Genomic DNA, 23,999 nt, shown 5'->3' with positions numbered 1-23,999 from the left:
AATTTCCTCCCGGCCCTCGAATGGCCGCTGTCTCATCGATTCGAATCCCGGTCGGACCGCCGCTCAGCGGCTCGCCCGTTCCTCCTGTCCTTCCCAGCCGCCGCCGAGCGCCCTGTACAGGTCGACGATGCCGAGGGCGACCGCCTCATCGCTGCGCACCCGTTGCTCCTCGACGCTCAGCAGTTCGCGCTGCGCGCCGAGCACGTTGAGGAAGTCCACCGTGCCGGCCAGGTACTGCTGGCGGGCGTTGCCCAGCACCTCTTCGTTCTGGCGGACCGCTTCGTTCAGCTTGACCCGTCGCTGCTGCCGGGTGCCGTAGTCGGTGAGGGCGTCGTCGACCTCGTGCCAGGCCTTGAGCACGGTGTGCCGGTAGGCGACGGCCGCTTCCTGCTGCTCGGCCTCGCGCAGGGCCAGGCGGCCCTTCAGGCGGCCGCCCTCGAAGATCGGCAGGTAGAGGCTCGACCCGAGCAGGAACAGGCGGTTCTGCCATTCGAAGGGGAGGAACTGCGACGACTCGAAGCCGAAGCCGCCGTTCAGGGTGATGCGCGGGTAGAAGTCGGCCTGCGCCACGCCGATGCTGGCGGTGGCGGCGTGCAGGCGGGCCTCGGCCGCGCGGATGTCGGGGCGGCGCAGGGCCAGTTCCGAGGGCAGGCCGAGCGGCACCGCCTTGGGCGGCACGGGGATGTCCCGCGACGCCTGCAATTCGGCGCGCAGGGCGTTCGGCCCGGCGCCGAGCAGAAAGCTCAGCGCGTTGATCAGCCGTGCCTGGCGCTCGCGGGTGGCCGGCAGGCGCGCTTCGACGGTGGCCACCTCGGCTTCGGCCTGGGCGACCTCCAGACGGGTCGCCACGCCGTTGTCGAAGCGGATGCCGGTCAGCTCCAGGTTGCGCCGGGCGATCTCCAGGTTGTCGCGGATCACCGCCTCGAAGGCCTGCTCGCCGCGCAGGCGGATGTAGTGGCTGGCGGTGTCGGCCAGGATCAGCACCAGCACGCTGCGGCGCAGTTCCTCGCTGGCCTCGACGGATGCCTCGGCGGACTCGATCTGCCGGCCGACGCGGCCCCAGAAGTCCATTTCCCAGGTGGCATCCAGCGAGGCGTAGCCGTGGTTGTAGGCTTCCTTGCCCTCCCGGCCCGACTGGTCGACCCGCCCGGAGTTGGAGTTGCGCTGGCGCTGCACGAAGGCGTTGGCGCCCACCTCCGGCAGGGCCTCGCCGCTCAGTGTCTGGAAGATCGCCCGGCTCTGCCGCAGGCGCGCGCTGGCCGTGCGCAGGTCGAGGTTGCCGGCCATCGCCCGCTCCTGCAGGGATGACAGCAGCGGGTCGTCGAACAGCTTCCACCACTGCGGATCGAGTGGCTGGAGGGTCGGCCGGCTGTACACGCCGGGCTCCGCGGGCCTTTCCCAGCGCTCCTCGGCGCCGCGATCCGGCGCCACGAAATCCGGTCCGAGCATGCTGCAGCCGCCGAGCGCCAGCCCGGAACACAGCAGAAACGGCAGGGCTTTCATCGCGACGCGTTCCTTTGTCCGGGCTGCGGTGCCGCCGAGCGGACGTCGATGCGGGTGACCACCGACATGCCCACGCGGAGTTTTTCCACCTGCGGCTGGTCCGGCTCGAAGCGGATCTTCACCGGGATGCGCTGGACGATCTTGGTGAAGTTGCCGGTGGCGTTGCTCGGTACGACCGGCGCGAAGCTCAGGCCGGTGGCCGGCGCGAAACTGTCCACACGGGCGCGCAGCGGCGCGCCGGGAAAGGTGTCGACGCTGACTTCCACCGCCTGGCCGGGTTGCACTTCGGTCAACTGGGTTTCCTGGTAGTTGGCGACCACGTAGACGGCGTCCAGCGGCACCACGGCGAGCAGTGCGTTGCCCGGCTGCACGTAGGCGCCGACGCGCACCGAGCGGCGGCCCACCACGCCGTCGAGTGGCGCCTCGATGCGCGTGTAGGAGAGGCGCAGCTCGGCGTGGTGGCGGTCGGCCCCGGCGCGTTGCAGGGCGGCGCCGGCTTCGCCCTGGCGGGCCTGCAGCACCGCCACCTGTTGCTCTTCGCTGGCCAGTGCCGCCCTGGCTTCCTCCAGGGCGGCGCGGCTGGTGCCGATGCGCGAGCGCGCCTGCTGGGCCAGTTGCAGGCTGCCGGCGCCCTGGCTGGCGAGGCTCTCGTAGCGCTTCAGTTCCTGGCGGGCGAAGTCGTGTTCGGCCTGCGCCGCGGCGACCCTGGCCTGCGCGGCGGCGATGCGCGAGCCCTGCTGCTCCAGGTCGGCGGCGATCCGCCGCAGCCCGGCCTCGGCGGCGGCGACCCGCGCTTCGGCCGAGGCCAGTTCGGATTCGTAGTCGCGCGGGTCGATGCGCGCCAGCAACTGGCCGCGGTGGACGAACTGGTTGTCGTCCACCAGCAGTTCGACGACGTGCCCGGAAATCTTCGGCGCCACCAGGGTGTAATCGGCGCGCACATAGGCGTTGTCGGTTGCCTGCCAGCGCACCGGGCGCAGCAGGAGGAAGGCCAGCAGGCCCGCCAGTGCACACAGCACCAGCGCGACGAGCAGCAGCGAGGTTCGACGGGTCATCAGCATGGCAAGGCTCTACTGGTTATAGGAATCAGGCTGGCGAACGCGGCGGGTAGATGCGCGTGGGCACGACCAGCAACGCGGCGAACACCACCAGCGCCAGGCCGCTGGCGGCGAGGAAGACGTCCGCCAGGGTCAGGGTCAGCACCTGCTCCTGCACCAGCCGGCCGAGGGTGCCGGGCAGTTCGGAGGCGGCCACCTCGGGCAGGCGTTCGTGCAACTCGTGCAGGTACAGCTCGGTCGCCTGGGCGGAATCGCCGAGCTGGCCGACCAGCACGTCGGAATGGAAATGGCCGCGCGCGGTGATCAGGTAACCGGTCAGCGCGCTGCCGAACACCGAGGCGATGGCCCGGGTGGTGTTGAACCAGGACGAGGCGAACACCCCCTCGGCCGGCACCACCGCACTGGTGGCCAGCATCAGGATCGGAATGATCGCCATCGGCTGGCCGACAATCTGCAGCAGCATCAGCGGGTAGAAGTTGTCCCGCGTCCAGTCGCTGCTCAGGAAGCTGAAGCCGATGCAGGAAATCGCGCAGCACAGCGTGCCCGCCGCCATCACCCAGCGGCAGTCGACCCTCGGGATGTTGCACAGCGCGCCGACCAGCACCAGCGCCGGCAATTGCGGCAGCGCCACCAGCAGGGTCAACGGCGCCGTCTGTAGCGGGCGGTACTCGTGGAGCGCGCCCAGGTAGCGGCCCGGCAGGCCGATGAGCACCGTCATCATGATCAGGATGCAGGTCAGCGCGATCAGCCCGAAGGTGAAGTTGCGCCGCTTGAGGATGTCCAGCCGGAAGAACGGCAGCGGATGAGTCGCTTCGTTGACGAAGAAGGCCAGCAACAGGCCCGCGCCGCCGACCAGCAGCGTGGTGATCAACGGCGACTCGAACCAGTCCAGGCGATCGCCTTGCAGCAGGCCGAGGACCAGGGCGCAGAGCCCCGGCATGCCGGTCAGCAGTCCGACGGTGTCGAACTGCCGGAAGCGCTCCAGGTGCATCGGGTCCTGCGGCAGGCCGTAGGCGACCGCGGCGAAGCAGACCGCGCAGAGCGGGATGGCCTGCCAGAAGGCCCAGCTCCAGCCCAGGTGCTCGACCCAGAGCGCGGCGAGCGGGATGGCGATGTTCGGCGTGAAGGTGGCGGTCAGCGCGTAGGCGGCCAGCCCGTAGAGCTTGACGTCCGGCGGCAGAAAGCGCAGCGCCACGGTCATCAGCATCGGCGGCAGGCAGCCGCCCATCAGGCCCTGCAGGATGCGCAGCAGGTAGAGGGTTTCCAGATCGGGCGCGAACGGCCCGAGGAAGGCCAGGAAGGCGAAGGCGGCGATGGCGAACAGGGTGAAGCGGCGGATCGTGAAGGTGTACGAGCACCAGGGCGCGAAGGCCATGCCGCAGACCCCGGCGGCGGCATACAGGGCGGTCAGCCAGGTGCCTTCGTCGTAGCCGATGGCCAGGGCGCCCTTGATGTCCAGCAGGGCGTGCTGGGTGATGTACTCGTTGAGTCCGGCGCTGAACGAGGCGATCAGCACGCCGACCAGCCCGATGGTCAGGCGCGGGCTCAGCGTGTTCGGTGCCGCGGCGGGAGCAGCCATCTTTCGTCTCCGGGGCGGGCTTCGTGCGGCGGCGCCGGACGAAGCGCCCGATGAATCCTCGAATGCGGCGGATTCTAGAAAGGCGCGACTGCTGCGAAAATTGAAATAATCGAAATGAATGATTGCGTCTGGCGCACTGTTTGGGCGCCGCGCTTCAGGTCAGCGGGGTGGAGCCGGCGCACAGCTCCAGGCAGACCCTGGCGACCGTGCCGCGCAGCCAGCGGTGGGCGACGTCGTTGTCGAAACGCGGATGCCAGGCCTGGATCACCTCGAAGGGCTCCAGCGGCAGGGGAATGTCGAACTGGCGCAGCCCCAGGCCCAGGCGGTCGAGGCGCCACAGCGCGTGCTCGGGGATCGGCAGCAGCAGGTCGGACTCCAGCAGGCTGAAAATGGTGCCGTGGAAGGAAGGCGTGACCAGGCGCACATCGCGCAGCAGGCCGAGCTTCTCCAACTCGTCGTCGATCGGCCCGCGGGCGCGGCCGCGCCGGGAGACGCTGACCTGTGGGTAGGCGGCGAAGCGCTCGGCGGTGATCTCGCCGTCGAACAGCGGATGGTCGCGCCGCGCCAGGCCGACGAAGCGGGTCGGGAACAGCCGCTGGGTCTTCGCCTCCGGCTCCAGTCCCGGCAGGGCACCGATGAACAGGTCGATGCGGTTGCGCCGCAACGCCTCGTCGTCGTAGTCGACCTCGGGGACGAAGCGCAGCATGCAGCGCGGCGCCTCGCGGTTCAGCTCCTGCAGCAGGCGGGTGGCCATGTCGCCGACCAGCACGTTGTTGGCGCGCAGGGTGAAGCAGCGTTCCAGACCGGCCAGATCGAAATGCTCGCCGCTGTGGAACAGCCGGGTGGCCTGCTCGACCAGATGGCGCACCTGCTCCTGCAGCTCCAGCGCGCGCGGCGTCGGCACCAGATTGCGGCCGGCGCGGACCATGATCGGATCGCCCACCGCCTCGCGGATGCGCCCCAGGGTGCGGCTCATCGCCGGCGCGCTGAGGTGCATGCGCCGCGCCGCCGCCGCCACGCTGCCCTCTTCGAGCAGGACATTGAGGGCGACCAGCAGGTTCAGATCGGGCAGGGACATGGCGGACTCCGGGCGGGACGGCGCCCATGCTTGCCAATTCCGCGGTGCCCGGCAAGGCCATTCCCTCTCACCCCGGCCCCTCTCCCGTGCCGGGAGAGGGGAGAAAGCCGCTGCTTCTTCCTTTCCGTCTCCAGTCGCTCCCTCTCCCCTCCGGGGAGAGACTGAGGATACCGCCGTGCCCTTGCCCCAAGGTTGTCACTCCCTCTCCCCACCGGGGAGAGGGCCGGGGAGAGGGGCGAAAAGCGCCCCCTCCTCGCAGGTGTGGGCATGGCCTCGGCTGCAAGGCGCTAGACTGCGAAAAAACCTCGGACTCCACACGGAGACGACCATGACCGCCCGCACCCTGCTGCTGACCGCCCTCGCCATGCTGGCCTTCGCCGGCAATTCCCTGCTCTGTCGCCTGGCCCTCCGGGATACGGCCATCGACGCCGCCAGCTTCACCGGCATGCGCATCCTCGCCGGCGCGCTGACCCTCTGGCTGCTGCTGCGCATGCGCCAGGGCAGGGCGGCCGGCAACTGGTACGGCGCCGTCGCGCTGTTCGTCTACGCCGCCGGCTTTTCCTTCGCCTACCTGCAACTGGACGCCGGCGTCGGCGCCCTGTTGCTGTTCGGCGCGGTGCAGCTCGGCATGCTGCTCTACGGCCTGTGGCACGGCGAGCGCCTCGGTCGCTGGGCGAGCCTCGGCCTGCTGCTCGCCCTGGCCGGGCTGGCGGCCCTGCTGCTGCCGGGGGCCGATGCGCCGGCGCCGGGCGCCGCCGCGTTGATGCTGCTCGCCGGCCTGGCCTGGGCCGCCTATTCGCTGCTCGGTCGCGGCGGCGCCGATCCGCTGGCCACCACCGCCGGCAACTTCATCCGCGCCATTCCCCTGGCCCTGCTGCTCAGTCTGTTCCTCTTGGCGCGGAGCCAGCCGGACCCGCTGGGGCTGGTCTATGCGCTGCTCTCCGGCGCGCTGACCTCGGGCCTCGGCTACGCCATCTGGTACAGCGCCCTGCGCGGCCTCGGTGCCCTGCAGGCGGCCACCGTCCAGCTCAGCGTGCCGATCCTCGCCGCCCTGGCCGGAACCCTGCTGCTCGGCGAGGCGCTGAGTCTGCGCCTGGGCCTGGCCGCCCTGGCCGTGCTCGGCGGCATCGCCCTGGTGCTGGGCACGGAGCGCCGGCCCGCTGCGCTGGTGTCGCGGCGGGCCTGAGCCGTCAGACGAACAGCCATCCCTCGAAGCCGGTGAGGGTGTCGGTGCCGCCGCCGGACAGGTTCTGCACCGTGATGACGCCGCCGGCCTCGCTGACGCTGTAGTCCTCGGCCCGGCCGAGGAACACCGCCGTGTCGTTGCCGGCGCCGCCGATCAGGGTGTCGTCGCCGCGCATGCCGTAGATGAGGTTGTCGGCCTCGTTGCCCTCGATGCGGTCGTTGCCGTCGCCGCCGATGGCGTTCTCGATGAGGGTGCCGGGGGCGATGGTCAGGAAGGGGATACCGCCCAGGGTGGAGGTCTGCCCGGCCACCAGGCTGAGCGACAGGTCCCGGATCGCCGCGGCGGCGTCGATCCAGTCGTTGCCGGCATCGTCGTCGACCAGCGTCGAGCGCCCGGACTGGCCGGACAAGGCCTGCACGGCGAGGATTTCCTCGGTGTAGTGGTAGACGTCGGCGTTGCCGGGCGCCGAGCCGTAGCCGGCGAAGCCGACCGAGTGCAGCGTGCCGCTGTCGCCCTGCAGCGCATCGCGGATCTGCAGGGTCCAGGTGCCCCGGCTGCTCTCGCCGTGCAGTCCGTCCACGCCGAAGGTGTGGGTGAAGACGCCGTCGGCGCTGGCGATGTCGCCGGTGCCGCCATCGTAGAGCGACAGCCGCGTGCCGCTCGGCGAGATCAGGGCGATGCGCAGGTCGGTCAGGTTGGCGTGGGTGAGCGAAAGCGTCAGGTCGACGTGCTCCAGGTCGATGTCGTCGTTCAGGGTGAAGCCGTAGTCCAGGGTGGCGTTGTCGGCGATGGCCGCGTTCGCCGCGAAGCTGCCGCCGAGCGTGGCCTCGTTGGCCGAGGTGGCGGCGGCGGGATGGTGCGCGTTCCAGACCTCGGCCATGCGCACGGCGTTGAAGGCGTTGACCATGCCGTAGCCGTAGTCCTCGCTGAAATGCAGGCCGCCGCCGTTCCAGTCGGCGGCGCCGTTCCACTTCCAGGCGAAGTTCTCGTTGCTGCGCACCCCGCTGTGCAGGCTGCCGGTGCCGGTCGCCGAGTAGGCCAGGATGTCCTGCACGTCGCGCCAGCCGAGGCCGGGGTTGGCGTCGAGCATCAGCGCGACGACGCCGGCCACCACCGGGCCGGCCGCCGAGGTGCCGCCGAAGGCATCGGTGTAGTCGCCGTCGGGCAGCGCGTTGTAGCCGCCTTCGCCCAGCAGGTCGGTGGTGACCGAGCCGGCCGGCGCCGCGACCAGCACATGGGCGCCATAGCTGGAATAGCTGGCGACGTTGCCGGTGGCGTTGTTGCCGATCGCCGCGACGCTGACGGTGAAGCGCGAGGCGCTGATTTCCTCGCCGTTGCCGTCGACGTTGAAGTTGCCGGCCGACTTGACGTTGAGGGTACCCAGGCCGCCGCGCCCGTCCCTGGCCGCCGCCTCGAACTTGGCGACGTCCCCCCAGTCGCCGAAGTCCGGGTAGCTGCTGTAGCTGTGGTTGGTGACATCGAAGCGGCCCAGGCCGTCCAGGGTCTGCAGGTAGCGCGACCAGTCGGCGTTCAGGTCGTCCGCTCCGCCGAAGATACGCACGGAGGTGATCCGGGAGCCGTAGGCGACGCCGACGCCACCCTCGCCGTTGTTCTCGGCGGCGATCAGCCCGGCGACCGCGGTGCCGTGGCCCTTGTCGGCGCTCTGCGGCTGGCCATCGTTGAGGCTGTCGCCGATGGCGAGGTGCCGGCTGGCGTCGTAGTTGGCGTCGAGGTCCCAGTGGCCGCTCTGCACCCCTTCGTCCCAGATGCCCACGGCGATGCCTGCACCCGTGTAGTCGTTCCACACGCGCTCGATGCCCGCCGTATCGGCGCCGCCGGGCCGCGAGGCGAAGCCCGGGGCGCCGATGAAGCCCAGGTGCCACTGATTGCCGTAGAGCCCGTCGGCCGGGGCGGCCTGGACGTACCGGGCCGGTTCGGCAAAGACCTCCGGGAACGGGAGGTGCGTTCTGGACGATGGCTTCATGTCATGGCTCCTCGACTTTCAGCACGCGCCGCACCTGTAGCGTCCGTTTCCCCTGCATGCAGGGCGAAACCTTGACGAAGACGCCGTCCAGCGTCAGCCGGGTGGCGAGGGGATAGTCGTCCATGCCGATGCCGGTCAACGGCAGTACTTCCCCGTCGCCGGTGCGCAGCAGCGGACAGACGATGCCGCCTTCGACCAGCCGGCCTTCGACCCGAGTGGGTTCGGGCGGCGCGGGCGTTTCCGCCATGGCGGTCATCGCCTCGCCCAGGCACAGCGACAGGCATATCCGGAGCAGCCTTTTTCGGTCGAATATGGTTTCAACGGGAGTCATGCGCTGGCGAAAGCCTTTTTCGGCGTCGTTTTCCAACATCCATTGCCTGCCCTCTTGGTCGCGACGAGCCGTGTCCGATGGCAATGAGCGATCGATAGCCTGTCCGAAGACAAGCTGCGGCGATCGTGGAAGTCTTTGGCGTCGCTCGAAAAAATGCTTTTCCGAGCCGATGGGTATGGTCTTTCGGTGTGGCGGAAGTCGTTCGGAAGGAAAAGATGGTTACAGCTTAAAAGACTTCTCCCCGGCCGCCCGGCCGCCCCTCGTGTTTTCCGATCAGTGGCGGACGGCGCCGGACGAACGCCAATGGGAAGAGCCGCCGGCCGCGCGCGGCGCGCCATACCAGGACGCGGAGCGGCCCCTTATCATCGGCCCGGCCCGTGTGCCGGGACGTGCTCCGGCCGTCCCGACGCCCGGAACCCCGAATCATCCTGCAAGCAAAAGGAGTTCTTTCATGCGCGATCCTTTCCTTGTCCGCCTGCTGGGCGTCACGCTGGCGGTCGGTGCGCTGGCCGTGTCCTGGCCCGGCGCCCGGCCGGAGGCCGCGCCGCGCGCGGTCGAGGCCCGCAGCGAACTGGCGGCGGACGAGAAGAGCACCATCGATCTGTTCGAGCGCTCCCGCAACTCGGTGGTGTTCATCACCACCCGGGCCCAGGTGATGGACTTCTGGACCCGCAACGTCTTCTCGGTGCCGCGTGGCACCGGCTCGGGCTTCGTCTGGGACGATGCCGGGCATGTCGTGACCAACTTCCACGTGGTGGAAGATGCCAGCGAGGCGCTGGTCAAGCTGGCCGACGGGCGCACCTTCAAGGCCAGCCTGGTGGGCAGCTCCCGCGAGCACGACATCGCCGTGCTCAGGATCGACATCGACGTCGGGCGGCCGTCTCCGGTGCCCCTGGGTTCCAGCCACGATCTGCGGGTGGGCCAGAAGGTCTTCGCCATCGGCAACCCCTTCGGCCTGGACTGGACGCTGACCACCGGGATCGTCTCGGCCCTGGACCGCACCCTGGCGGGCGAGGGCGGACCGGCGATCAACCATCTGATCCAGACCGACGCGGCGATCAATCCCGGCAATTCCGGCGGGCCGTTGCTGGATTCGGCCGGCCGGCTGATCGGCATCAACACCGCCATCTACAGCCCGAGCGGCGCCTCCGCCGGGATCGGTTTCGCCGTGCCGGTGGACACCGTCAACCGGGTCGTGCCTCAGCTCATCGATACCGGCAAGTACGTGCAGCCGACCCTGGGCATCCAGGTAGATAGCGGGGTGAACCAGCGCCTCGGCGAACTGAGCGGCATCGAGGGCGTCTTCGTGCTCGGCGTGAAACCGGGCTCGGCCGCCGAGGCGGCGGGCCTCGAGGGCGCGGCCCTGACCCGCGACGGCGGCATAGTGCCCGGCGACATAGTCACCGCCGTCGACGGCAAGGCGGTCGACTCGGTCGAGCGCTTGCTGGCGATCCTCGACGACTACCGGGCCGGCGACCGGGTACGGCTTTCCGTGAAGCGCGGCGAGCGGCAGCGCGAGGTCGAGCTGGTATTGCGCCAGGGGGAGTGAGCCGGCCGTCCCGCGGCGGCGCTTCCCGCCCGGGCGTGCAGCGGGACGCCCGCGTCCCGCTGCGCGGAAGCCCTTTCCTCAGTGCAGACGGCTCCGGTCGGGCCATAGATCGCGCAGTTCCGCGGGGAACATGCCGGCCACCTTCTCCGTTTCGTGCGGATCGATATGGCGCGCCATGACTTCGAGAACCGCCCTGGCCGCCTTCTCGGAGTCGACGCCGAGATTGGTCACCGATCCGTGGATCTTGGTCAGGAAGGCTTCGCGCGTGCGCTCCCTGCTCGGCTCGGCCGCAGGATGAAAGCCGTCGTAGAAGACGCCGCGGATCAGCACCGGCAACTGTGCCGCCAGATGCGCCGCGTTATCCACGCCGATCCGATCGCGCACGCACATCAGCACGGCGCGCAGCGCCTGGTAGGCGGTTTCCTTGTCGTCGGTTTCCAGCAGTTCGGTCACCTCGTCGAGCCAGATACTGGTCTGCTGGACGCTCTTGCTCAGCACATCGACCTGTCTGGGCATGGCCTTGCCTCCTCTTCGCGTGGGGGATGGATAAGCGAATGGACCCGTCGGCCGCGGCATCGTCCCGGCGAGGCGGAGTCGAACCGATGAACTGCAACGGCTGGCAGGGCGAACGTCCGAAACGCGCCGGGGCCGAGCTCTCCGTCCTTTCCGGGGCCCCGAACCTTTTGCCGCTTTCCCGCTGTCCACCCTTGAGATCGCCGAGGATGCGGCGATGCCTCGAGCCCGGCAGGTCGTCGAGGGGGAGGCTTCGCGTGCTGTCGGGACAACCCATCACAAGGGGAGTCATCCATGAAAGCGCTCTGTTGGCATGGCAAGAACGACATCCGTTGCGACACGGTTCCCGACCCGGCCATCGAAGATCCACGCGACGCCATCGTCAAGGTATCGAGCTGCGCTATCTGCGGTTCGGACCTGCACCTCTACGACCACTTCATCCCCGGCATGGAGCATGGCGACATCATGGGCCACGAGTTCATGGGCGAGGTGGTGGAAGTCGGCGCCGACACGAAAAGGCTCAAGGTGGGCGACCGCGTCGTGGGGCCTTTCACCATCGTCTGCGGCGAGTGCGAGCAGTGCCGGCGCGGCAACTTCTCGGTCTGCGAGCGCAGCAACCGCAACAAGGAGCTGGGCGACAAGGCCTTCGGCCACGCCACCGCCGGGCAGGCCGAATACGTGCGGGTGCCCTTCGCCGACACCACCCACGTCAAGGTCCCGGACAGCCTGAGCGATACCGAGCACTGACGAGGCCGGCGTTCAGCCGGCTTCGCCGTGCGCATCCAGCCAACGCAGGATCTGTGGCCATACCTCCCGATGCGCCCGCCGGCCGACCAGGACGCCGACGTGCTGCAGGGCCACTCCCACGTCCCCCTCGTACCACAGCAGTTGCGCATCGCCGCTGCCGACGGCGGCGTGGAAGGGCAGCACCGCTTCCGGCGGCACCAGGCGCGAGCGCGGGTCGACCACGCTGAGGAGCGGGGCCCGGACCCGCTCCGCTGTGGCGAGCCGTCCCCCGAGGCTCAGGGTTGCGTTCATGAAGCCGTTTTCCCGGTACAGCAGTTCCACGACGTCCTCGAACAGCCGCCGGGGGAAGGCCAGCTCGTCCAGCGTCCAGCGTATGACCTGCGCGTGGGTTTGCAGGGCCTCGCGGTCGTTCAGGCTGTGCAGCCAGTCCGCCCAGCGCGACCAGACGAAGCTGTCCGGGGAGGCGGAGACGGCCGCCACGTCGAGCAGGGAACCGGGCACCTCGTGCAGGTATTCGGTGAGTTGCTGGGCGCGCGGCGCGCGGGCCAGCAGCGGGGTGAAGGCGTCCGCTTCGGCGCCGAAGCGCAGCGGCGCCTCGAGCAGGACGAGGCCGCGGACCCGCTCGGGGTGCAGCGCGGCGAAGATGGCCGCCAGGGTCCCGCCCAGCGAATGGCCGGCCAGGAACACCGGGGCCGGCCCGCGTTCGGCGGCGATCGCCTCCAGGCAGTCGAGGATGCAGCGGCCGGCATAGTCGGCCAGCCCGAAATCCTGGCCATCGACGCCGGGGTTTTCCCATTGCAGCAGATAGACGCTGGCGCCATGCTCCAGCAGCCGTTGCACGACGCTGACCCGGGGGACGAGATCCCAGATATAGGCGCGCTTGATCGGCGCCGGCAGGATCAGCAGGGTCGGCCCGCCGCCGTGCGCCGGAGCGTATGCCTTGAGCGTGGCCGGCGGCGTCGACAGGACGGTCCGCGCCGGCGTTTGCCGTGGTCCCAGACCCAGCGCATCCAGCCAGTGGCCCTGCAGCCGGCGCATATGATCGATCTGGCCATAAGCATTCATGGACAATCTCCCGGCCCGCCTCGCTCCTGGACGCAGCCGCAGGCTGCGGCCTCCGGCAAGCGTAGCGCATGGGGACGCGTTCCGTTGTTCGTGCCGAGCGGCCGGCCCGCCGGATTCGACAGCAAGAGACGGAGTGCCGCGTTCGCGCCGAAGGGCTAGAGTGCCGCTGGACAGTGCATGAGCGGCCCGCGAAGGGGCCGGGGACGGGAGGCGATGAACACCACGAACCCATCGGCGGCACGCACCCTGCGCGATCCGCGCTGGAGCGCCCTGCTGGCGCGCGATCCGGCGGCGGACGGGCGCTTCGTCTATTCGGTCAGGACCACGGGGGTGTACTGCCGGCCCGTTTGCCCGGCGCGCCGGCCCCGGCCGGAGAACGTCGATTTCCATGCCAGCGCGCTCGATGCCGAGCGGGCCGGCTTTCGTCCCTGCCGGCGTTGCCGGCCCGAGCGTCGGAGTCCGGCGCGGGAGCGGGCGGCGAAGGTCGCCGCGCTCTGCCGGTTCATCGAGAGCGCCGAGCGGCCGCCGGACCTGGAGGAGCTGGCGCGCCGGGCCGCCTGGAGCCGCTGGCACCTGCAGCGCACCTTCAAGGCGATCACCGGCCTGAGCCCCAGGGCCTATGCCGAGGCGCAGCGGGCCGGGCGCCTGCGCCGCGAACTGGCGCGCGGCGCGCCGGTGACCGATGCGCTCTATGCGGCGGGCTACGGTTCCAGCGGGCGCTTCTATGCCCAGGCCGACGCGTCGCTCGGCATGAGCGCCGGCAGCTACCGCAAGGGCGGCGCCGGCCGCGCGATCCGCTTCGCGGTCGGCCAATGCTCGCTGGGCGCCATTCTGGTCGCGCAGAGCGAGCGCGGGATCTGCGCGATCCTGCTGGGCGACGACCCCGAGGCGCTGCTGCGCGACCTGCAGGAGCGCTTCCATGCGGCCGAGCTGATCGGCGCCGATGCCGGCTTCGAGGAACTGGTCGCCCGGGTGGTGGGCTTCGTCGAGGCGCCCCGGCTCGGCCTCGACCTGCCGCTGGACATCCGCGGCACGGCCTTCCAGATGCGGGTGTGGGAGGTGCTGCGGCGGATTCCGCCGGGAACCACCCTCGACTACGCCGAGGTGGCGGAATTGGTCGGCGCGCCGCGGGCGGTGCGCGCGGTGGCCGGGGCCTGCGCCGCCAACGCCCTGGCCGTGGCGATTCCCTGCCACCGGGTGGTGCGTCGCGACGGCGGGCTGGGCGGCTACCGCTGGGGCGTGGAGCGCAAGCGCGCGCTGCTTGAACGGGAGCGGGAGTGAGTGGGCCGGTGCGCCTGCTTTTCCTCTCCCCGAAGGGGAGGGGACGGAGTTGTTCTAGGCTGAGCGGATTCCCCCGGCGGGAGCGGGCGATCCATGTCCTGGCAGACCTTTTCCCACGAAGCCGATATCGGTGTGCGCGGCATCGGCGCGACCCCGGCCGAAGCCTTCGCCGAGGCGGCGACGGCGCTGACCGCGACGATCTGCGATCCGGCGGCGGTGGCGCCGCGCGAGGCGCTGGAGATCGAGTGCGCGGCGCCGGATCTCGAACTGCTGCTGGTGGACTGGCTGAACGCGCTGGTGTTCGAGATGGCCACCCGGCGCCTGCTGTTCTCGCGCTTCGAGGTGCATATCGAGGATGGCCGCCTGCGCGCCACGGTCCGGGGCGAGCCCGTGGACGTGGCGCGCCACCAGCCGGCGGCGGAGGTCAAGGGCGTGTCGTTCTGCGAGCTGAAGGTGGCTCGCCGGGCCGACGGCCGCTGGCTGGCGCAGGCGGTGGTGGATGTCTGAACGGAGTCCCGTACATCCTCGGGGGCGGGTCAGGCCTTGCCGAACACCTCGTTCAGGTGCGCCTGATAGGCGCGGATGTCGCGTTCCACGTCGGGCGCCTTGATCACGTCGGTGGCGAGGAAGGTGGGCAGGCCGCGCATGCCGAGGAATTCCTGCGACTTGTGGAAGGGGAAGTAGACGCCGTCCACGCCGCGGCCCTCGAAGAAGTTGCCCGGCTCGTCGAAGGCGGCCTGCGGCGCGTTCCAGGTCAGCGATAGCATGTAGCTGCGGCCCTGCAGCAGGCCGCCGCTGCCGTAGTGGCGGCTCGGGTCCTGGCGGCTGCGCCCGTCGTTGGCATAGAGGCCGCCGTGGCCGGCGGTGAACACCTCGTCGAGGTACTTCTTCACCGTCCAGGGCGCGCCCATCCACCAGCCGGGCATCTGGTAGATCAGGGCGTCGGCCCAGAGGATCTTGCGCACTTCCGCCTCGATGTCGTAGCCGGAGGCGATGCGCGTTTCCTCCAGCGTGTGGCCCAGTTCGGCGAGCTGGGCGCGCGCCGCCTCGTGCAGGGTGTCGTTGAGGCGCCCGCCCGAATGGGCGAAGCGCTGGCCGCCGTTGATCAACAGGATCTTCATGGAGTTTCTCCGCACAGGGGGTCGGGACCGCCACGGAACGGGCGGTCGGGATGGCGGGCAGTATCGGGGAAACGGCCGGCGGGATTAAGCCGGGAAGCGGAACAGAACCTGTGATTTGGAATCACGAATCGGCAGGCTGCATTCCCGGGGGAATGGTTCGGAACCCAGTCTCGGCGGTGGAAAATCGCTGCGCGAGGGTCTCCATGCCGGCCGCGTGCGTCGCCTGCGGTCCGGCAAAAGGCTCAGGCCGCCGCCGGCCAGTCGAGGTACAGGGCGCCTTCCCCGCCGGCGTGCAGGCTGCAGCCGAAACGCGCGCATTCGCGCGTCAGGGTGTCCTGCAGCCAGCGGCGATCCTCGCCCTCGGCACGGCACAGGCTGAAGCGTCGCTGGCGGGTCGGTACCAGTTCCAGGGCTCGCAGGCGGCCGGTGGCGTCCAGGTCGGCGAAGTACAGGAAACCCAGGTCGCCGCGCCAGGCATCGTGATCGCCGATGCCCTCGTAGTCGTCGAGCAGGTCGCCGCAACCATAGAGGATCAGCCGCTGGCGGTATACCTCGATGCCCTTGATGTGGTGCGAGGAGTGACCGTGGACCAGGTCGGCGCCGGCCGTGTCGATCAGCGCGTGGGCGAAACGCTGTTGCTCGGGAGAAATACCGAAGCCCCAGTTGCCGCCCCAGTGCAGGGCGACCACGACCCGGTCGCCGGGCCGTTTCGCCGCCTGGATGCGCTTCGTCACCCGTTGCAGGCTGTCGGCCGAGAAGTCGGCGAGCAGGGCGACGCCCGGCTGTCGCGCGCCGGCCGCCCAGCGACCCGGCACGCCGCAGCCCGGACCGGCGAAGGCGAACACCAGCAGGCGCCCGCCGTCGGCCAGCGGCAGGATCGCCGGCGCCTCGGCGTGCCGGCGGTCGATCCCGGCGCCGGCATGGCGCAGGCCCGCGGCGTCGAGATGCCGCAGGGTGTCGAGCAGGCCTTCCTCGCCCCAGTCCAGCACATGGTTGTTGGCCAGCACGCAACAGTCCAGGCCGGCCGCCGCCAGCACCGGCAGGTTGGCCGGGTTCATCCGGTAGTTGATGCCCTTGGGCTGCGGCCGGCCGCGCGCCGTCACCGCGGTTTCCAGGTTGACCAGGCGCACCTGCGGGCGGCGCCGCTCGAACTCGTCCAGGGCCACGCCCCAGACGTAGGCGAAGTCCGCCGGGCGGGGGATGGGGCCGTTGCGCTGCTCGGCCAGTTCCACGTAGTCGTCGGCGTATCTGGCGTAAGCTTCGTGGAGGAGAGGGTCGCCGGGGTGCGGCAGGATGCGGTCGATGCCGCGGGCGGTCATCAGGTCGCCGGCGAGAAAGAGCCTGGTGCTGGACATGCGCGCCTCCCGGTTCTATCGCGTTCCTTTTCCAGTCTGGCCCGCCCGGGCCGGCCGGTGACGGGCCGCGGCGACCGGCCGTCGGACCCGCCATCACTCGCACGGGAGGATACCCATGCCGCACGATCCGCCATATCTGCCCGCCCCCGGCGCACTGCTCACCGACCTCTACCAGTTGACCATGCTGCAGGGCTATGTCGAGCGCGACATGCTCGACGGCGCGGTGTTCGAGTTCTTCGCCCGCAAGCCGCCGGCCTGTCGCAATTTCTACCTGGCCGCCGGACTGGAGCAGGTGCTCGACTACCTGGAACAGTTGCATTTCACCCAGGGCGAGCTCGACTGGCTGAGCGGCCTGGGCCTGTTCCGTCCGGCCTTTCTCGACTACCTGGCCGGGCTGCGCTTTTCCGGCGAGGTGCAGGCCATGGCCGAGGGCACGCCGTTCTTCGCCGACGAGCCGATCCTGCGGGTGGTCGCGCCCCTGCCCGAGGCGCAACTGGTCGAGTCGCGGCTGATCAACCTGCTGCATTTCCAGACGCTGATCGCCAGCAAGGCGGCGCGGCTGACGCTGGCGGCGTCGGGCCGGCGCCTGGTGGACTTCGGCCTGCGCCGCGCCCACGGCGCCGAGGCCGGGCTGCTCGCCGCCCGCGCCAGCTACCTGGCCGGCTTCCAGGCCAGCGCCACGGTGCTGGCCGGCGCGCAGTTCGGCATCCCGCTGGCCGGGACCATGGCGCATTCCTTCGTCCAGGCCCACCTCGACGAGGCCGAGGCCTTCGAGCACTTCGCCCGCAGCCTGCCGCAGTCGGTGCTGCTGCTGATCGACACCTACGACACCGAGGCGGCGGCGCGCAAGGTGGTCGAGCTGGCGCCGCGCCTGGCCGCGGCCGGCATCCGTGTCCAGGGGGTGCGCCTGGACAGTGGCGACCTCGGCGAGCACGCCCGCCGGGTGCGCGCCATCCTCGACCGTGGCGGGCTGGGCGACGCGACCGTCTTCGCCAGCGGCAACCTGGACGAGTACGAGGTGCGTCGGCTGCTGGCGGAGGGCGCGCCGATCGACGGCTTCGGCGTCGGCACCCGGCTGGATACCTCCAGCGACGCGCCGTACCTGGACTGCGTCTACAAGCTGCAGGAGTACGCCGGCCAGCCGCGGCGCAAGCGTTCGGAGGGCAAGGCCACCTGGCCGGGGCGCAAGCAGGTCTGGCGGCGCTACGACGACGACGGCCGCTGCCGTGGCGACAGCCTGATGCTGGAGGGCGAGACGGGCGAGGGGCAGGCGCTGATCCGGCCGGTGATGCGCGACGGACGGCGCCTGGCGCCTTCGCCATCGCTGCGGGAGGTGCGCGCTCATGCCCTGCGCCAGCTCGACACCCTGCCGGCGGCGCTGCGAGCGCTGGAGCCGGCGCCGCCCTATCCGGTGGCGGTGAGCGAGGCGCTGCGCGACCTGGCGGAGCGGGCCGACCGGCTGGCCGGGCTATGACGGCGGCGTCGCTTGTGTAGTCCGTAGGGCGGAAAACCGCGCAGCGTTTTCCGCCTCGAGCCCTTCCATGCGCGGCAGGTGGAAAAGACCGGCGGTCGTTTTCCAGCCTGCGAACTCCCCGGCGTGGGAAGGCTAGTCGAGGATCTTCACCCCGGCCGCGCGCATCGCCTGCAGCGCCGCGGCGAGGGAGCCGTCGCGGTCGATGGCGCGGCAGGCCTGCGCCAGCAGCAGCGTCTCGAAGCCCGCCAGGCGCGCGTCCAGCGCGGTGTAGTGCACGCAGTAGTCGGTGGCCAGGCCGGCGAGGAACAGCCGGCGCAGGCCCCGTTCACGCAGGTAGCCGGCCAGGCCGGTGGGCGTGCAGCGGTCGTTCTCGTGGAACGCCGAGTAGGAGTCGACCTCGGCGCGGTAGCCTTTGCGCAGGATCAGCTCGGCATGGGGGATGTCCAGCGCGGGGTGGAGTTCGGCGCCGTGGCTGTTCTGCACGCAGTGGTCGGGCCACAGGGTCTGCTCGCCGTAGTCCAGCCGGACGCTCTCGAACGGCCGGCGCCCCGGATGGCTGCTGGCGAAGCTCCGGTGGCCCGGCGGGTGCCAGTCCTGGGTCAGCGCCACGTGGGCGAAGTCTTCGGCCAGGCGGTTGATCGTCGGCACCACTTCGTCGGCGCCCGGCACGGTCAGGGCGCCGCCGGCGCAGAAATCGTTCTGCAGGTCGATCACCAGCAGCAGGTCGTTCTCGCCGATGGGCGGCAGGCGCTTCATGCCGGCAGCTCCGCCATCGGCGCCAGGCGGTATTCGCCAGCCAGCCGCGCGGCCACGGCCGCGGTGGAGTCGAGGATCTCCAGGCGCCGCGCGGCCAGTTCCGCCGGCAGGCGGAACGGCGGCACGCTGTCGCAGATCACGATGCGCTCGAACACCGGGCTGTCGAGCAGTTCCGTGCCGCCGGTGAACAGGCCGTGGGCGGCGGCGGCGAACAGCCGGGTGGCGCCGGCCGCCTGACAGGCCTGGCCGGCGCGCAGCAGGGTGCCGCCGGTGCTGATCAGGTCGTCGACGACGATCGCCACCTTGCCGCGCACCTCGCCGACCAGCAGCGAGCCGCTGATCCGGTCGTCGCTGCGGTATTTCTCCATGAAGGCGCTGCCCACCGGATGGCCGATGCGCGCTTCCAGTTCCTGGCGGAACTGCTCGGCGCGTTTGGCGCCGCCGGCGTCGGGCGACACCGCGACCACTTCCGCCGCGCCCACGAGCGGGGCGAAGTGTGCGGCGAACAGGGCGGCGGCCTCGATATTGTGGCTGGGCACGCGGAAGGCGTTGTCGAAGGCGGCGATGTTGTGCACTTCCAGGGTGGTCAGCCGGTCCACCCCGCAGCTTTCGAGGAGCGCGGCGACGTAGCGGGTGACGATCGGGTCCTGGAACTTGGTGCGGCGGTCCTTGCGCGCATAGCACAAGTAGGGCGCGACCACCTGCACGCGGCGGGCGCCGGCGTCCTTCAGCGCGGCGCAGAAGAACAGCAGGCGGCAGAGTTTGTCGTTGGCGCTGTGCCGGTCGTCGCCGTGCAGCGCGTGGAAGACCACCGCCTTGCGGCCCTCGACCGGCTCCAATGCGCGGCTCTTGTGCTCGCCGTCCTCGAACTCGCGCTCCTCGTGGGCGGCCAGGCCCAGGCCGAGGCGCTGCGCGACGCGGGCGGCGTAGTCCTCGCTGCCGTGCAGGGCGAAGAGCAGGGGAAGGTCCGTGGACATGGGGGGCTCCTGGTTATCGGTAGAGATTGGATATTGTGCCCGCCCGGTCGTTCGTGCGGTCAAGGCAGACCGTCGCCGCGCAGGCAGGCCGCGGCCCTCGCGAGCAGGACGCGGGCCTGGCGGGCCTTGTCGGCGGCCAGCGCCGGGTCGTGCTGGCGCCGGGCGCCGCAGGCCAGGGTGAAGCTGCGGGTGGCGGCGCGCAGGGAGAGGAACAGCGGCAACGGGCGGCAGTCTTCGGCTTCGCCGGCATGCGCCAGGTAGCTTCGCAGCAGGCGCGTCGCCAGCGCGTCGAGGCCGTGATGCTGGAGGTCGAGCAGCAGGAAGGCGAGGTCGTGGAGCACGTCGATGCAGATCAGCCGGTCGCTGAACTCGATGCCGTCGAAGGGCGTCGGCCGGCCGTCGAGCAGGCAGATGTTGGCCAGCCGCAGGTCGCCGTGGCAGCGCCGCACTCGGCCCTCGCGGCGGCGGCGGTCGAGTTCCCCGGCCTGGGCGTCGAGTTCGGCCAGCGCGGCGCGGTGCAGGGCGGCCAGGGCGCCGTGGTCGAGCAGGTCGGGGTAGCGGCGAAGCTCCCGGTGGTTTTCCTCGATGACCAGTCGTACCGCCACCGGGCCGCCGAACTGTGGGGTGATCTCGGCGCCGGCGTGGAAGCGGGCGATCTCCGCGCCCAGGCGTTCCATCAGCGCCTCCGTCAAATGCCCGGCGACGGCCATGCGCTCGAACAGCGCCTCCTGGGGAAAGCGCCGCATCATCACCACCCAGTCGAGCACCGGCCCGGTGCCGTCGAAGCGCAGGCTGCCGTCCGCCGCCCGGTTGATCGAGCGCACGGCCAGGTACAGCTGCGGCGCGGTGCGCCGGTTCAGGCGCAGCTCGGCGCGGCAGGCGCGTTCGCGGCTGCCCAGGCTGCGGTAGTCGAGGGCCGCGTAGGCGACCGCGCGCTTGAGTTTGTAGGCGCGCTCGCCGTGCAGGAAGACCAGCGAGCCGTGGCTGTCGATGCGCTCGACGCGGCCGTCGGGCGCGCCGTAGCTGACAGGGCGGGAGAGGAAGGCGATGACTTCGTCCTGGTCGTTCATGGCTGCTCCGATGGCCGGTCCCTGGCGGTGGCGGTCATCCGGGCAGTCTGGACCAGCCGCCCGGCAAAGTCCTCGCCGCGCATGCCGGCCGCCGCGGCGAGCGCGGCGGTGACCTCATTGAGCGAGCTTGCCCGGATGCGAGCCGGTCACATGATTGTTCCCCCGCGTCCGGTCCTCCGCCAGCGGCTGCGACAGCTCGCGCAGGATGCCGCAGCGCGCGGCCTCGCTCGGCTCGCTGCAGCACTCGCGCAGGCGTTTGAGTTGTTCCTCGAGCTGGCGGAGTTCGTGGATGCGCGCGGACACGTGAGCGATGTGCGCATCCAGGAGGCTGTTCACATCGGCGCAGTCCTGGCGGGGATCGTCCTTGAAACGGAGCAGCGCCCGGATCTCTTCGTGGGTCATGTCCAGCAGGCGGCAACGGCGGATGAACGACAGCCTTTCGACATGCGCGCCCGTGTAGATGCGGAAGTTGCCCATCGTGCGGGCCGGCGCGGCCAGCAGGCCCTCGCGCTCGTAGTAGCGGATGGTTTCCACCGGCGTTCCGGTGATTTTCGCCAGCTCCCCGATTTTCACTGCGATCTCCCGACCTCTGGTCGTGCTCGTGCCTGCTTCGACTTTAGCCGTTCGACCCTGTAGTCGCTACAGATCGTGCGCTCGCGGCTGGTTGACCCGCCGTCGGCCGATCTCCCGGCGTATCGCCCATGCGGCGCGGCGCAGTACGGCGTGCCGGCCGCGCAGATCCTGGCGACCCTGCTCGCTGCCTCCTGGTCCCGGCCATGTCCTGCCCGCCCGTTCGCGAACGGCGGTCGAAGGCGACGGCGGCGCTTTCTGATGAGCGGTTTCGCGGTACGTGGGGAGAGCAGGCGAACGCGCAGGCGACGGCGTTCGCCGCCGGGCCGCCATGGCGCGGACCGGGAGGCGGCGCCGTTTCGTCGGCGGCCGCCAGCCGGGCGGCGACCTTGCCCGCCGCGACGGCGACGACTATTACTGGTTAGTCGGCCGCTGTGACGACGTGATCAAGTCCGCCGGCGATGTGATCGGCCCCTTCGAGGTGAAGAGCGCACGGCTCGACACCCGGCGGTAGCCGAGGCGGCGGTGATCGGCAAGCCAGACCCCTGTTTTCGGCAAGACGGCGAAGGTTTTCGTCCCGCCCTGGGACGGCTTCGCGGCCGGCACCGTGCTGCGCGACGAATTGTCCGGCCAGCACGTAAGCACCTGGGAGCGGCGGTGGCGCCCAGGACGTTGGATTTCCCGCCGGGTCTGTCGCGCACCCGCGACGGCACGCCGATGCGGCGCCTGCCCGAGGCCCGCGAGTTGGGGCTGCCCGATGGCGACACCTCGACCCTGGAGAGTCCGTATGAGCCTGTCGGTACCCTATCCCGCCGAATTCGCGCGGCAGTTGCTATTGGACATGCTGCGCATCCGCTACCTGGAAGAGCGCGCCGCTGAGCTGTATGGCGAGGGCAAGATCCGCGGTTTCCTGCATCTGTACATCGGCCAGGAGGCGATCGCGGTCGGCGTGCTGCACGCCCTGGCGTCGGACGACGCGGTGGTCGCGACCTACCGCGAGCATGGCCATGCGTTGCTGAAGGGCGTGCCGATGCGCGCGATCGTGGCCGAGATGTACGGTTGCCGGGAAGGTTGCTCGCGCGGGCGTGGCGGTTCCATGCACCTGTTCGACGCGAAGACCCGCTTCTTCGGCGGCAACGCCATCGTCGGCGGCAGCCTGCCGCTGGCGGTGGGGCTGGCGCTGGCCGAACGCATGCGGGATGGCAAGCGGCTGACCGCCTGCTTCTTCGGCGAGGGCGCGCTGGCCGAGGGCGCCGCCGCCGAGTCGCTCAACCTGGCCGCGCTCTGGCGGCTGCCGGTGCTGTTCTGCTGCGAGAACAACCTCTACGCCATGGGCACTTCTCTGGCGCGTTCGCAGGCGCAGACCGACCTGTGCGCCAAGGTCCATGCCTTCAAGGTGCCGGCCCGTTCGGTGGACGGCATGGATGTGGTCGCCGTGCACGAGGCGACCCGCGCGGCGCTGGGGCAGATGCAGGCGGGCTGCGGCCCCTGCTTTCTCGAGTTCCGTACCTATCGTTTCCGCGCCCGTTCGATGGCCGATCCTGAGCCGTGCCGCGACAAGGCCGAGGTGGAAGCGTGGAAGAAGCGCGGACCGATCCACACCTACGGCGCTCAGCTCGAGGCCCAGGGGCTGCTCGACGAGGCGGGCCGCCGCGCCCTGGAGGCCGAGGCGGCGGCCGAAGTGGAGGCTGCGGTGGCCTTCGCCGAGGCCGGCAGCCTGGAGCCGGTCGAGGACCTGCTGCGCGATGTCTACGCCTCGGACTGGACCCAATGAGCCGCGTCAGCTACCGCGAGGCGCTGCGCCAGGGCCTGCGCGAGGCGCTTTGCCGAGATCCGCAGGTATTTTTGATGGGCGAGGATGTCGGCCGCTACGGCGGCATCCATGCGGTGTCCAGGGGGCTGCTCGAGGAGTTCGGCGAGCGGCGCATCCGCGACACGCCGCTGTCGGAGTTGTCTTTCGTCGCCGCCGGTATCGGCGCGGCGCTGGGCGGCATGCGGCCGATCGTCGAGGTGATGACGGCGAACTTCAGCCTGCTGGCGCTGGACCCGTTGATGAACACCGCCGCGACCCTGCGGCACATGTCCGGCGGGCAGTTCTCGGTGCCGCTGGTGCTGCGCATAGCCACCGGCGCCGGGCGCCAGTTGGCGGCGCAGCACTCGCACAGTCTGGAGGGCTGGTACGCGCACATCCCCGGCCTGAAGATCCTCGTCCCGGCGACCCTGGAAGATGCCCGCGGCATGCTCTGGCCGGCATTGCAGGACCCCGACCCGGTGCTGATCTTCGAGCACGGCGCGCTGTACGACCTGGAGGGCGAGCTGGACGAGCGCGCGGTGGTGGACATCCATTCGGCGCGGGTGCGCCGCGTGGGCTCGGACCTGACCCTGGTCGCCTACGGCGGCACCCTCGGCAAGGCGCTGGCGGCGGCCGAGCGACTGGCCGGCGAGGGCATCTCCGCCGAGGTGCTCGACCTGCGCGTGCTGCATCCGCTGGACGACGCCGCGATCATGGCCTCGGTGTGCAAGACCCGTCGTCTTCTGGTGGTCGACGAGGGTTGGCGCAGTGGCAGCCTGGCCGCCGAGATCATCGCGCGCGTCGTCGAACGGGATTTCCACGAACTGCATGCGCCGCCCGCGCGGGTGTGCAGCCTGGAGGTGCCGATTCCCTATGCCAGGCACCTGGAGGAGGCGGCCTTGCCGCAGGTGCCGGGCATAGTCGCGGCGGCACGCGGGTTGCTGAGTTGAGGCGAGGGCTCGGGCTTCCGCTGCCGTCGCCGGGCGACGGCTATGCTGAAAAGGCCATGC

Annotated in this window: 23 protein-coding genes and 1 pseudogene; 10 read left to right on the top strand and 14 right to left on the bottom strand. The window is 70.6% G+C overall.

The window, feature by feature from the left end; genetic code table 11:
* Window positions 1-63: 63 nt before the first annotated feature.
* The 4 genes from AVCA_RS21175 to AVCA_RS21160 all read right to left on the bottom strand — a co-directional run bounded on the left by AVCA_RS21175 (window position 64) and on the right by AVCA_RS21160 (window position 5,218).
* The gene (locus tag AVCA_RS21175) at window positions 64-1,503 is read right to left on the bottom strand and encodes an efflux transporter outer membrane subunit (RefSeq protein ID WP_012703109.1); all 1,440 of its coding nucleotides are present in this window, start codon (window positions 1,501-1,503) and stop codon (window positions 64-66) included.
* Window positions 1,500-2,564: an HlyD family secretion protein gene (locus AVCA_RS21170; protein ID WP_012703108.1), complete on the bottom strand. Its 1,065-nt coding sequence runs from the start codon at window positions 2,562-2,564 to the stop codon at window positions 1,500-1,502. Before AVCA_RS21170 ends, AVCA_RS21175 begins: the two co-directional genes overlap by 4 nt.
* A gap of 25 nt (window positions 2,565-2,589) precedes the next feature.
* Window positions 2,590-4,140 carry an MFS transporter gene (locus tag AVCA_RS21165; RefSeq protein WP_015589523.1) on the bottom strand — a complete coding sequence of 517 codons (1,551 nt, stop codon included), beginning with the start codon at window positions 4,138-4,140 and terminating at the stop codon, window positions 2,590-2,592.
* A gap of 154 nt (window positions 4,141-4,294) precedes the next feature.
* Window positions 4,295-5,218 carry a LysR family transcriptional regulator gene (locus AVCA_RS21160; protein WP_012703106.1) on the bottom strand — a complete coding sequence of 308 codons (924 nt, stop codon included), beginning with the start codon at window positions 5,216-5,218 and terminating at the stop codon, window positions 4,295-4,297.
* Window positions 5,219-5,546: 328 nt separating this feature from the next.
* Between AVCA_RS21160 and AVCA_RS21155 the strand changes: the two genes are divergently transcribed.
* Window positions 5,547-6,404 carry an EamA family transporter gene (locus AVCA_RS21155; protein ID WP_012703105.1) on the top strand — a complete coding sequence of 286 codons (858 nt, stop codon included), beginning with the start codon at window positions 5,547-5,549 and terminating at the stop codon, window positions 6,402-6,404.
* A 4-nt stretch (window positions 6,405-6,408) separates the two neighbouring features.
* On the opposite strand, the gene AVCA_RS21150 is transcribed toward AVCA_RS21155, so the two are convergent.
* A complete protein-coding gene (locus tag AVCA_RS21150; protein ID WP_012703104.1) occupies window positions 6,409-8,388 on the bottom strand; it encodes a S8 family serine peptidase in 1,980 nt (659 codons plus the stop codon).
* A 1-nt stretch (window position 8,389) separates the two neighbouring features.
* Window positions 8,390-8,758 carry a hypothetical protein gene (locus tag AVCA_RS21145; RefSeq protein WP_012703103.1) on the bottom strand — a complete coding sequence of 123 codons (369 nt, stop codon included), beginning with the start codon at window positions 8,756-8,758 and terminating at the stop codon, window positions 8,390-8,392.
* 412 nt (window positions 8,759-9,170) lie between these two features.
* On the opposite strand from AVCA_RS21145, the gene AVCA_RS21140 reads away from it, so the two are divergent.
* A complete protein-coding gene (locus AVCA_RS21140) occupies window positions 9,171-10,268 on the top strand; it encodes a S1C family serine protease (RefSeq protein WP_012703101.1) in 1,098 nt (365 codons plus the stop codon).
* Between the two features lie 78 nt (window positions 10,269-10,346).
* Here the strand turns inward: AVCA_RS21140 and AVCA_RS21135 are convergent, their stop codons facing one another.
* The gene (locus tag AVCA_RS21135) at window positions 10,347-10,784 is read right to left on the bottom strand and encodes a DUF2267 domain-containing protein (RefSeq protein ID WP_012703100.1); all 438 of its coding nucleotides are present in this window, start codon (window positions 10,782-10,784) and stop codon (window positions 10,347-10,349) included.
* Between the two features lie 291 nt (window positions 10,785-11,075).
* Between AVCA_RS21135 and AVCA_RS21130 the strand changes: the two are divergent.
* Window positions 11,076-11,522 (top strand): annotated as a pseudogene (locus AVCA_RS21130) (alcohol dehydrogenase catalytic domain-containing protein); the annotation flags it as partial.
* A gap of 18 nt (window positions 11,523-11,540) precedes the next feature.
* Here the strand turns inward: AVCA_RS21130 and AVCA_RS24060 are convergent.
* A complete protein-coding gene (locus tag AVCA_RS24060) occupies window positions 11,541-12,593 on the bottom strand; it encodes an alpha/beta fold hydrolase (RefSeq protein WP_236616296.1) in 1,053 nt (350 codons plus the stop codon).
* A gap of 213 nt (window positions 12,594-12,806) precedes the next feature.
* On the opposite strand from AVCA_RS24060, the gene ada reads away from it, so the two are divergent.
* Both ada and AVCA_RS21120 read left to right on the top strand, forming a co-directional pair.
* Entirely contained in the window at window positions 12,807-13,874 is a 1,068-nt protein-coding gene (ada, locus tag AVCA_RS21125) for a bifunctional DNA-binding transcriptional regulator/O6-methylguanine-DNA methyltransferase Ada (protein WP_012703098.1), read from the top strand.
* A 93-nt stretch (window positions 13,875-13,967) separates the two neighbouring features.
* Window positions 13,968-14,381 (top strand): archease, encoded by a 414-nt coding sequence (locus AVCA_RS21120; protein WP_012703097.1) that lies wholly within the window; start codon window positions 13,968-13,970, stop codon window positions 14,379-14,381.
* 29 nt (window positions 14,382-14,410) lie between these two features.
* On the opposite strand, the gene AVCA_RS21115 is transcribed toward AVCA_RS21120, so the two are convergent.
* Both AVCA_RS21115 and AVCA_RS21110 read right to left on the bottom strand, forming a co-directional pair.
* Window positions 14,411-14,995, bottom strand: a complete 585-nt coding sequence (locus AVCA_RS21115; protein ID WP_012703096.1) for an NAD(P)H-dependent oxidoreductase — start codon at window positions 14,993-14,995, stop codon at window positions 14,411-14,413.
* Between the two features lie 242 nt (window positions 14,996-15,237).
* A complete protein-coding gene (locus tag AVCA_RS21110) occupies window positions 15,238-16,350 on the bottom strand; it encodes a CapA family protein (protein ID WP_012703095.1) in 1,113 nt (370 codons plus the stop codon).
* A 115-nt stretch (window positions 16,351-16,465) separates the two neighbouring features.
* Between AVCA_RS21110 and AVCA_RS21105 the strand changes: the two genes are divergently transcribed.
* Window positions 16,466-17,824 carry a nicotinate phosphoribosyltransferase gene (locus tag AVCA_RS21105; protein ID WP_012703094.1) on the top strand — a complete coding sequence of 453 codons (1,359 nt, stop codon included), beginning with the start codon at window positions 16,466-16,468 and terminating at the stop codon, window positions 17,822-17,824.
* Between the two features lie 132 nt (window positions 17,825-17,956).
* Here AVCA_RS21105 and pncA read toward each other — a convergent pair whose 3' ends face one another.
* The 4 genes from pncA to cadR form a co-directional block, all read right to left on the bottom strand.
* On the bottom strand, window positions 17,957-18,580 hold the full coding sequence (pncA, locus tag AVCA_RS21100) for a bifunctional nicotinamidase/pyrazinamidase (protein WP_012703093.1): 624 nt from the start codon (window positions 18,578-18,580) through the stop codon (window positions 17,957-17,959).
* Window positions 18,577-19,557 (bottom strand): ribose-phosphate diphosphokinase, encoded by a 981-nt coding sequence (locus tag AVCA_RS21095; protein ID WP_012703092.1) that lies wholly within the window; start codon window positions 19,555-19,557, stop codon window positions 18,577-18,579. Before AVCA_RS21095 ends, pncA begins: the two co-directional genes overlap by 4 nt.
* Window positions 19,558-19,616: 59 nt before the next feature.
* Window positions 19,617-20,627, bottom strand: coding sequence for a phosphotransferase (locus AVCA_RS21090; RefSeq protein ID WP_012703091.1), 1,011 nt, complete (start codon window positions 20,625-20,627; stop codon window positions 19,617-19,619).
* Between the two features lie 114 nt (window positions 20,628-20,741).
* Window positions 20,742-21,200 carry a Cd(II)/Pb(II)-responsive transcriptional regulator gene (gene cadR, locus AVCA_RS21085; protein ID WP_012703090.1) on the bottom strand — a complete coding sequence of 153 codons (459 nt, stop codon included), beginning with the start codon at window positions 21,198-21,200 and terminating at the stop codon, window positions 20,742-20,744.
* A gap of 277 nt (window positions 21,201-21,477) precedes the next feature.
* Between cadR and AVCA_RS26945 the strand changes: the two genes are divergently transcribed.
* From AVCA_RS26945 to AVCA_RS21070, 4 genes are read left to right on the top strand one after another with little or no spacing between them, the layout of a single operon-like run.
* Complete coding sequence (locus AVCA_RS26945) at window positions 21,478-21,711, top strand: hypothetical protein (RefSeq protein WP_231876267.1); 234 nt, start codon at window positions 21,478-21,480, stop codon at window positions 21,709-21,711.
* 11 nt (window positions 21,712-21,722) lie between these two features.
* Window positions 21,723-22,076 carry a hypothetical protein gene (locus AVCA_RS26940; protein ID WP_072432468.1) on the top strand — a complete coding sequence of 118 codons (354 nt, stop codon included), beginning with the start codon at window positions 21,723-21,725 and terminating at the stop codon, window positions 22,074-22,076.
* Window positions 21,985-22,971: a pyruvate dehydrogenase (acetyl-transferring) E1 component subunit alpha gene (pdhA, locus tag AVCA_RS21075; RefSeq protein WP_231876268.1), complete on the top strand. Its 987-nt coding sequence runs from the start codon at window positions 21,985-21,987 to the stop codon at window positions 22,969-22,971. The genes AVCA_RS26940 and pdhA overlap by 92 nt, the downstream gene beginning before the upstream one ends.
* Window positions 22,968-23,939: an alpha-ketoacid dehydrogenase subunit beta gene (locus AVCA_RS21070; RefSeq protein ID WP_012703088.1), complete on the top strand. Its 972-nt coding sequence runs from the start codon at window positions 22,968-22,970 to the stop codon at window positions 23,937-23,939. The genes pdhA and AVCA_RS21070 overlap by 4 nt, the downstream gene beginning before the upstream one ends.
* The last annotated feature ends 60 nt before the right edge of the window (window positions 23,940-23,999 follow it).

The organism is Azotobacter vinelandii CA (genome assembly GCF_000380335.1).
In the GTDB taxonomy this organism is placed as follows: Bacteria; Pseudomonadota; Gammaproteobacteria; order Pseudomonadales; family Pseudomonadaceae; genus Azotobacter; species Azotobacter vinelandii.
The sequence above is the reverse complement of the archived record's forward strand: the minus strand, read 5'-3'. Positions and strand labels throughout refer to the sequence as shown.

What these genes read in the sequence shown, in the direction of transcription:
- AVCA_RS21115 (WP_012703096.1), bottom strand. Translation starts at nt 14,995, where the DNA reads ATGAAGATCCTGTTGATCAACGGCGGCCAGCGCTTCGCCCATTCGGGC.
- pdhA (WP_231876268.1), top strand. Translation starts at nt 21,985, where the DNA reads ATGAGCCTGTCGGTACCCTATCCCGCCGAATTCGCGCGGCAGTTGCTA.
- AVCA_RS21160 (WP_012703106.1), bottom strand. Translation starts at nt 5,218, where the DNA reads ATGTCCCTGCCCGATCTGAACCTGCTGGTCGCCCTCAATGTCCTGCTC.
- AVCA_RS21095 (WP_012703092.1), bottom strand. Translation starts at nt 19,557, where the DNA reads ATGTCCACGGACCTTCCCCTGCTCTTCGCCCTGCACGGCAGCGAGGAC.
- AVCA_RS21105 (WP_012703094.1), top strand. Translation starts at nt 16,466, where the DNA reads ATGCCGCACGATCCGCCATATCTGCCCGCCCCCGGCGCACTGCTCACC.
- AVCA_RS21170 (WP_012703108.1), bottom strand. Translation starts at nt 2,564, where the DNA reads ATGCTGATGACCCGTCGAACCTCGCTGCTGCTCGTCGCGCTGGTGCTG.
- pncA (WP_012703093.1), bottom strand. Translation starts at nt 18,580, where the DNA reads ATGAAGCGCCTGCCGCCCATCGGCGAGAACGACCTGCTGCTGGTGATC.
- AVCA_RS24060 (WP_236616296.1), bottom strand. Translation starts at nt 12,593, where the DNA reads ATGAATGCTTATGGCCAGATCGATCATATGCGCCGGCTGCAGGGCCAC.
- AVCA_RS21155 (WP_012703105.1), top strand. Translation starts at nt 5,547, where the DNA reads ATGACCGCCCGCACCCTGCTGCTGACCGCCCTCGCCATGCTGGCCTTC.
- AVCA_RS21090 (WP_012703091.1), bottom strand. Translation starts at nt 20,627, where the DNA reads ATGAACGACCAGGACGAAGTCATCGCCTTCCTCTCCCGCCCTGTCAGC.
- AVCA_RS21110 (WP_012703095.1), bottom strand. Translation starts at nt 16,350, where the DNA reads ATGTCCAGCACCAGGCTCTTTCTCGCCGGCGACCTGATGACCGCCCGC.
- AVCA_RS21150 (WP_012703104.1), bottom strand. Translation starts at nt 8,388, where the DNA reads ATGAAGCCATCGTCCAGAACGCACCTCCCGTTCCCGGAGGTCTTTGCC.
- AVCA_RS21070 (WP_012703088.1), top strand. Translation starts at nt 22,968, where the DNA reads ATGAGCCGCGTCAGCTACCGCGAGGCGCTGCGCCAGGGCCTGCGCGAG.
- AVCA_RS21175 (WP_012703109.1), bottom strand. Translation starts at nt 1,503, where the DNA reads ATGAAAGCCCTGCCGTTTCTGCTGTGTTCCGGGCTGGCGCTCGGCGGC.
- AVCA_RS21135 (WP_012703100.1), bottom strand. Translation starts at nt 10,784, where the DNA reads ATGCCCAGACAGGTCGATGTGCTGAGCAAGAGCGTCCAGCAGACCAGT.
- AVCA_RS21165 (WP_015589523.1), bottom strand. Translation starts at nt 4,140, where the DNA reads ATGGCTGCTCCCGCCGCGGCACCGAACACGCTGAGCCCGCGCCTGACC.
- AVCA_RS21145 (WP_012703103.1), bottom strand. Translation starts at nt 8,758, where the DNA reads ATGTTGGAAAACGACGCCGAAAAAGGCTTTCGCCAGCGCATGACTCCC.
- AVCA_RS21140 (WP_012703101.1), top strand. Translation starts at nt 9,171, where the DNA reads ATGCGCGATCCTTTCCTTGTCCGCCTGCTGGGCGTCACGCTGGCGGTC.
- AVCA_RS21120 (WP_012703097.1), top strand. Translation starts at nt 13,968, where the DNA reads ATGTCCTGGCAGACCTTTTCCCACGAAGCCGATATCGGTGTGCGCGGC.
- ada (WP_012703098.1), top strand. Translation starts at nt 12,807, where the DNA reads ATGAACACCACGAACCCATCGGCGGCACGCACCCTGCGCGATCCGCGC.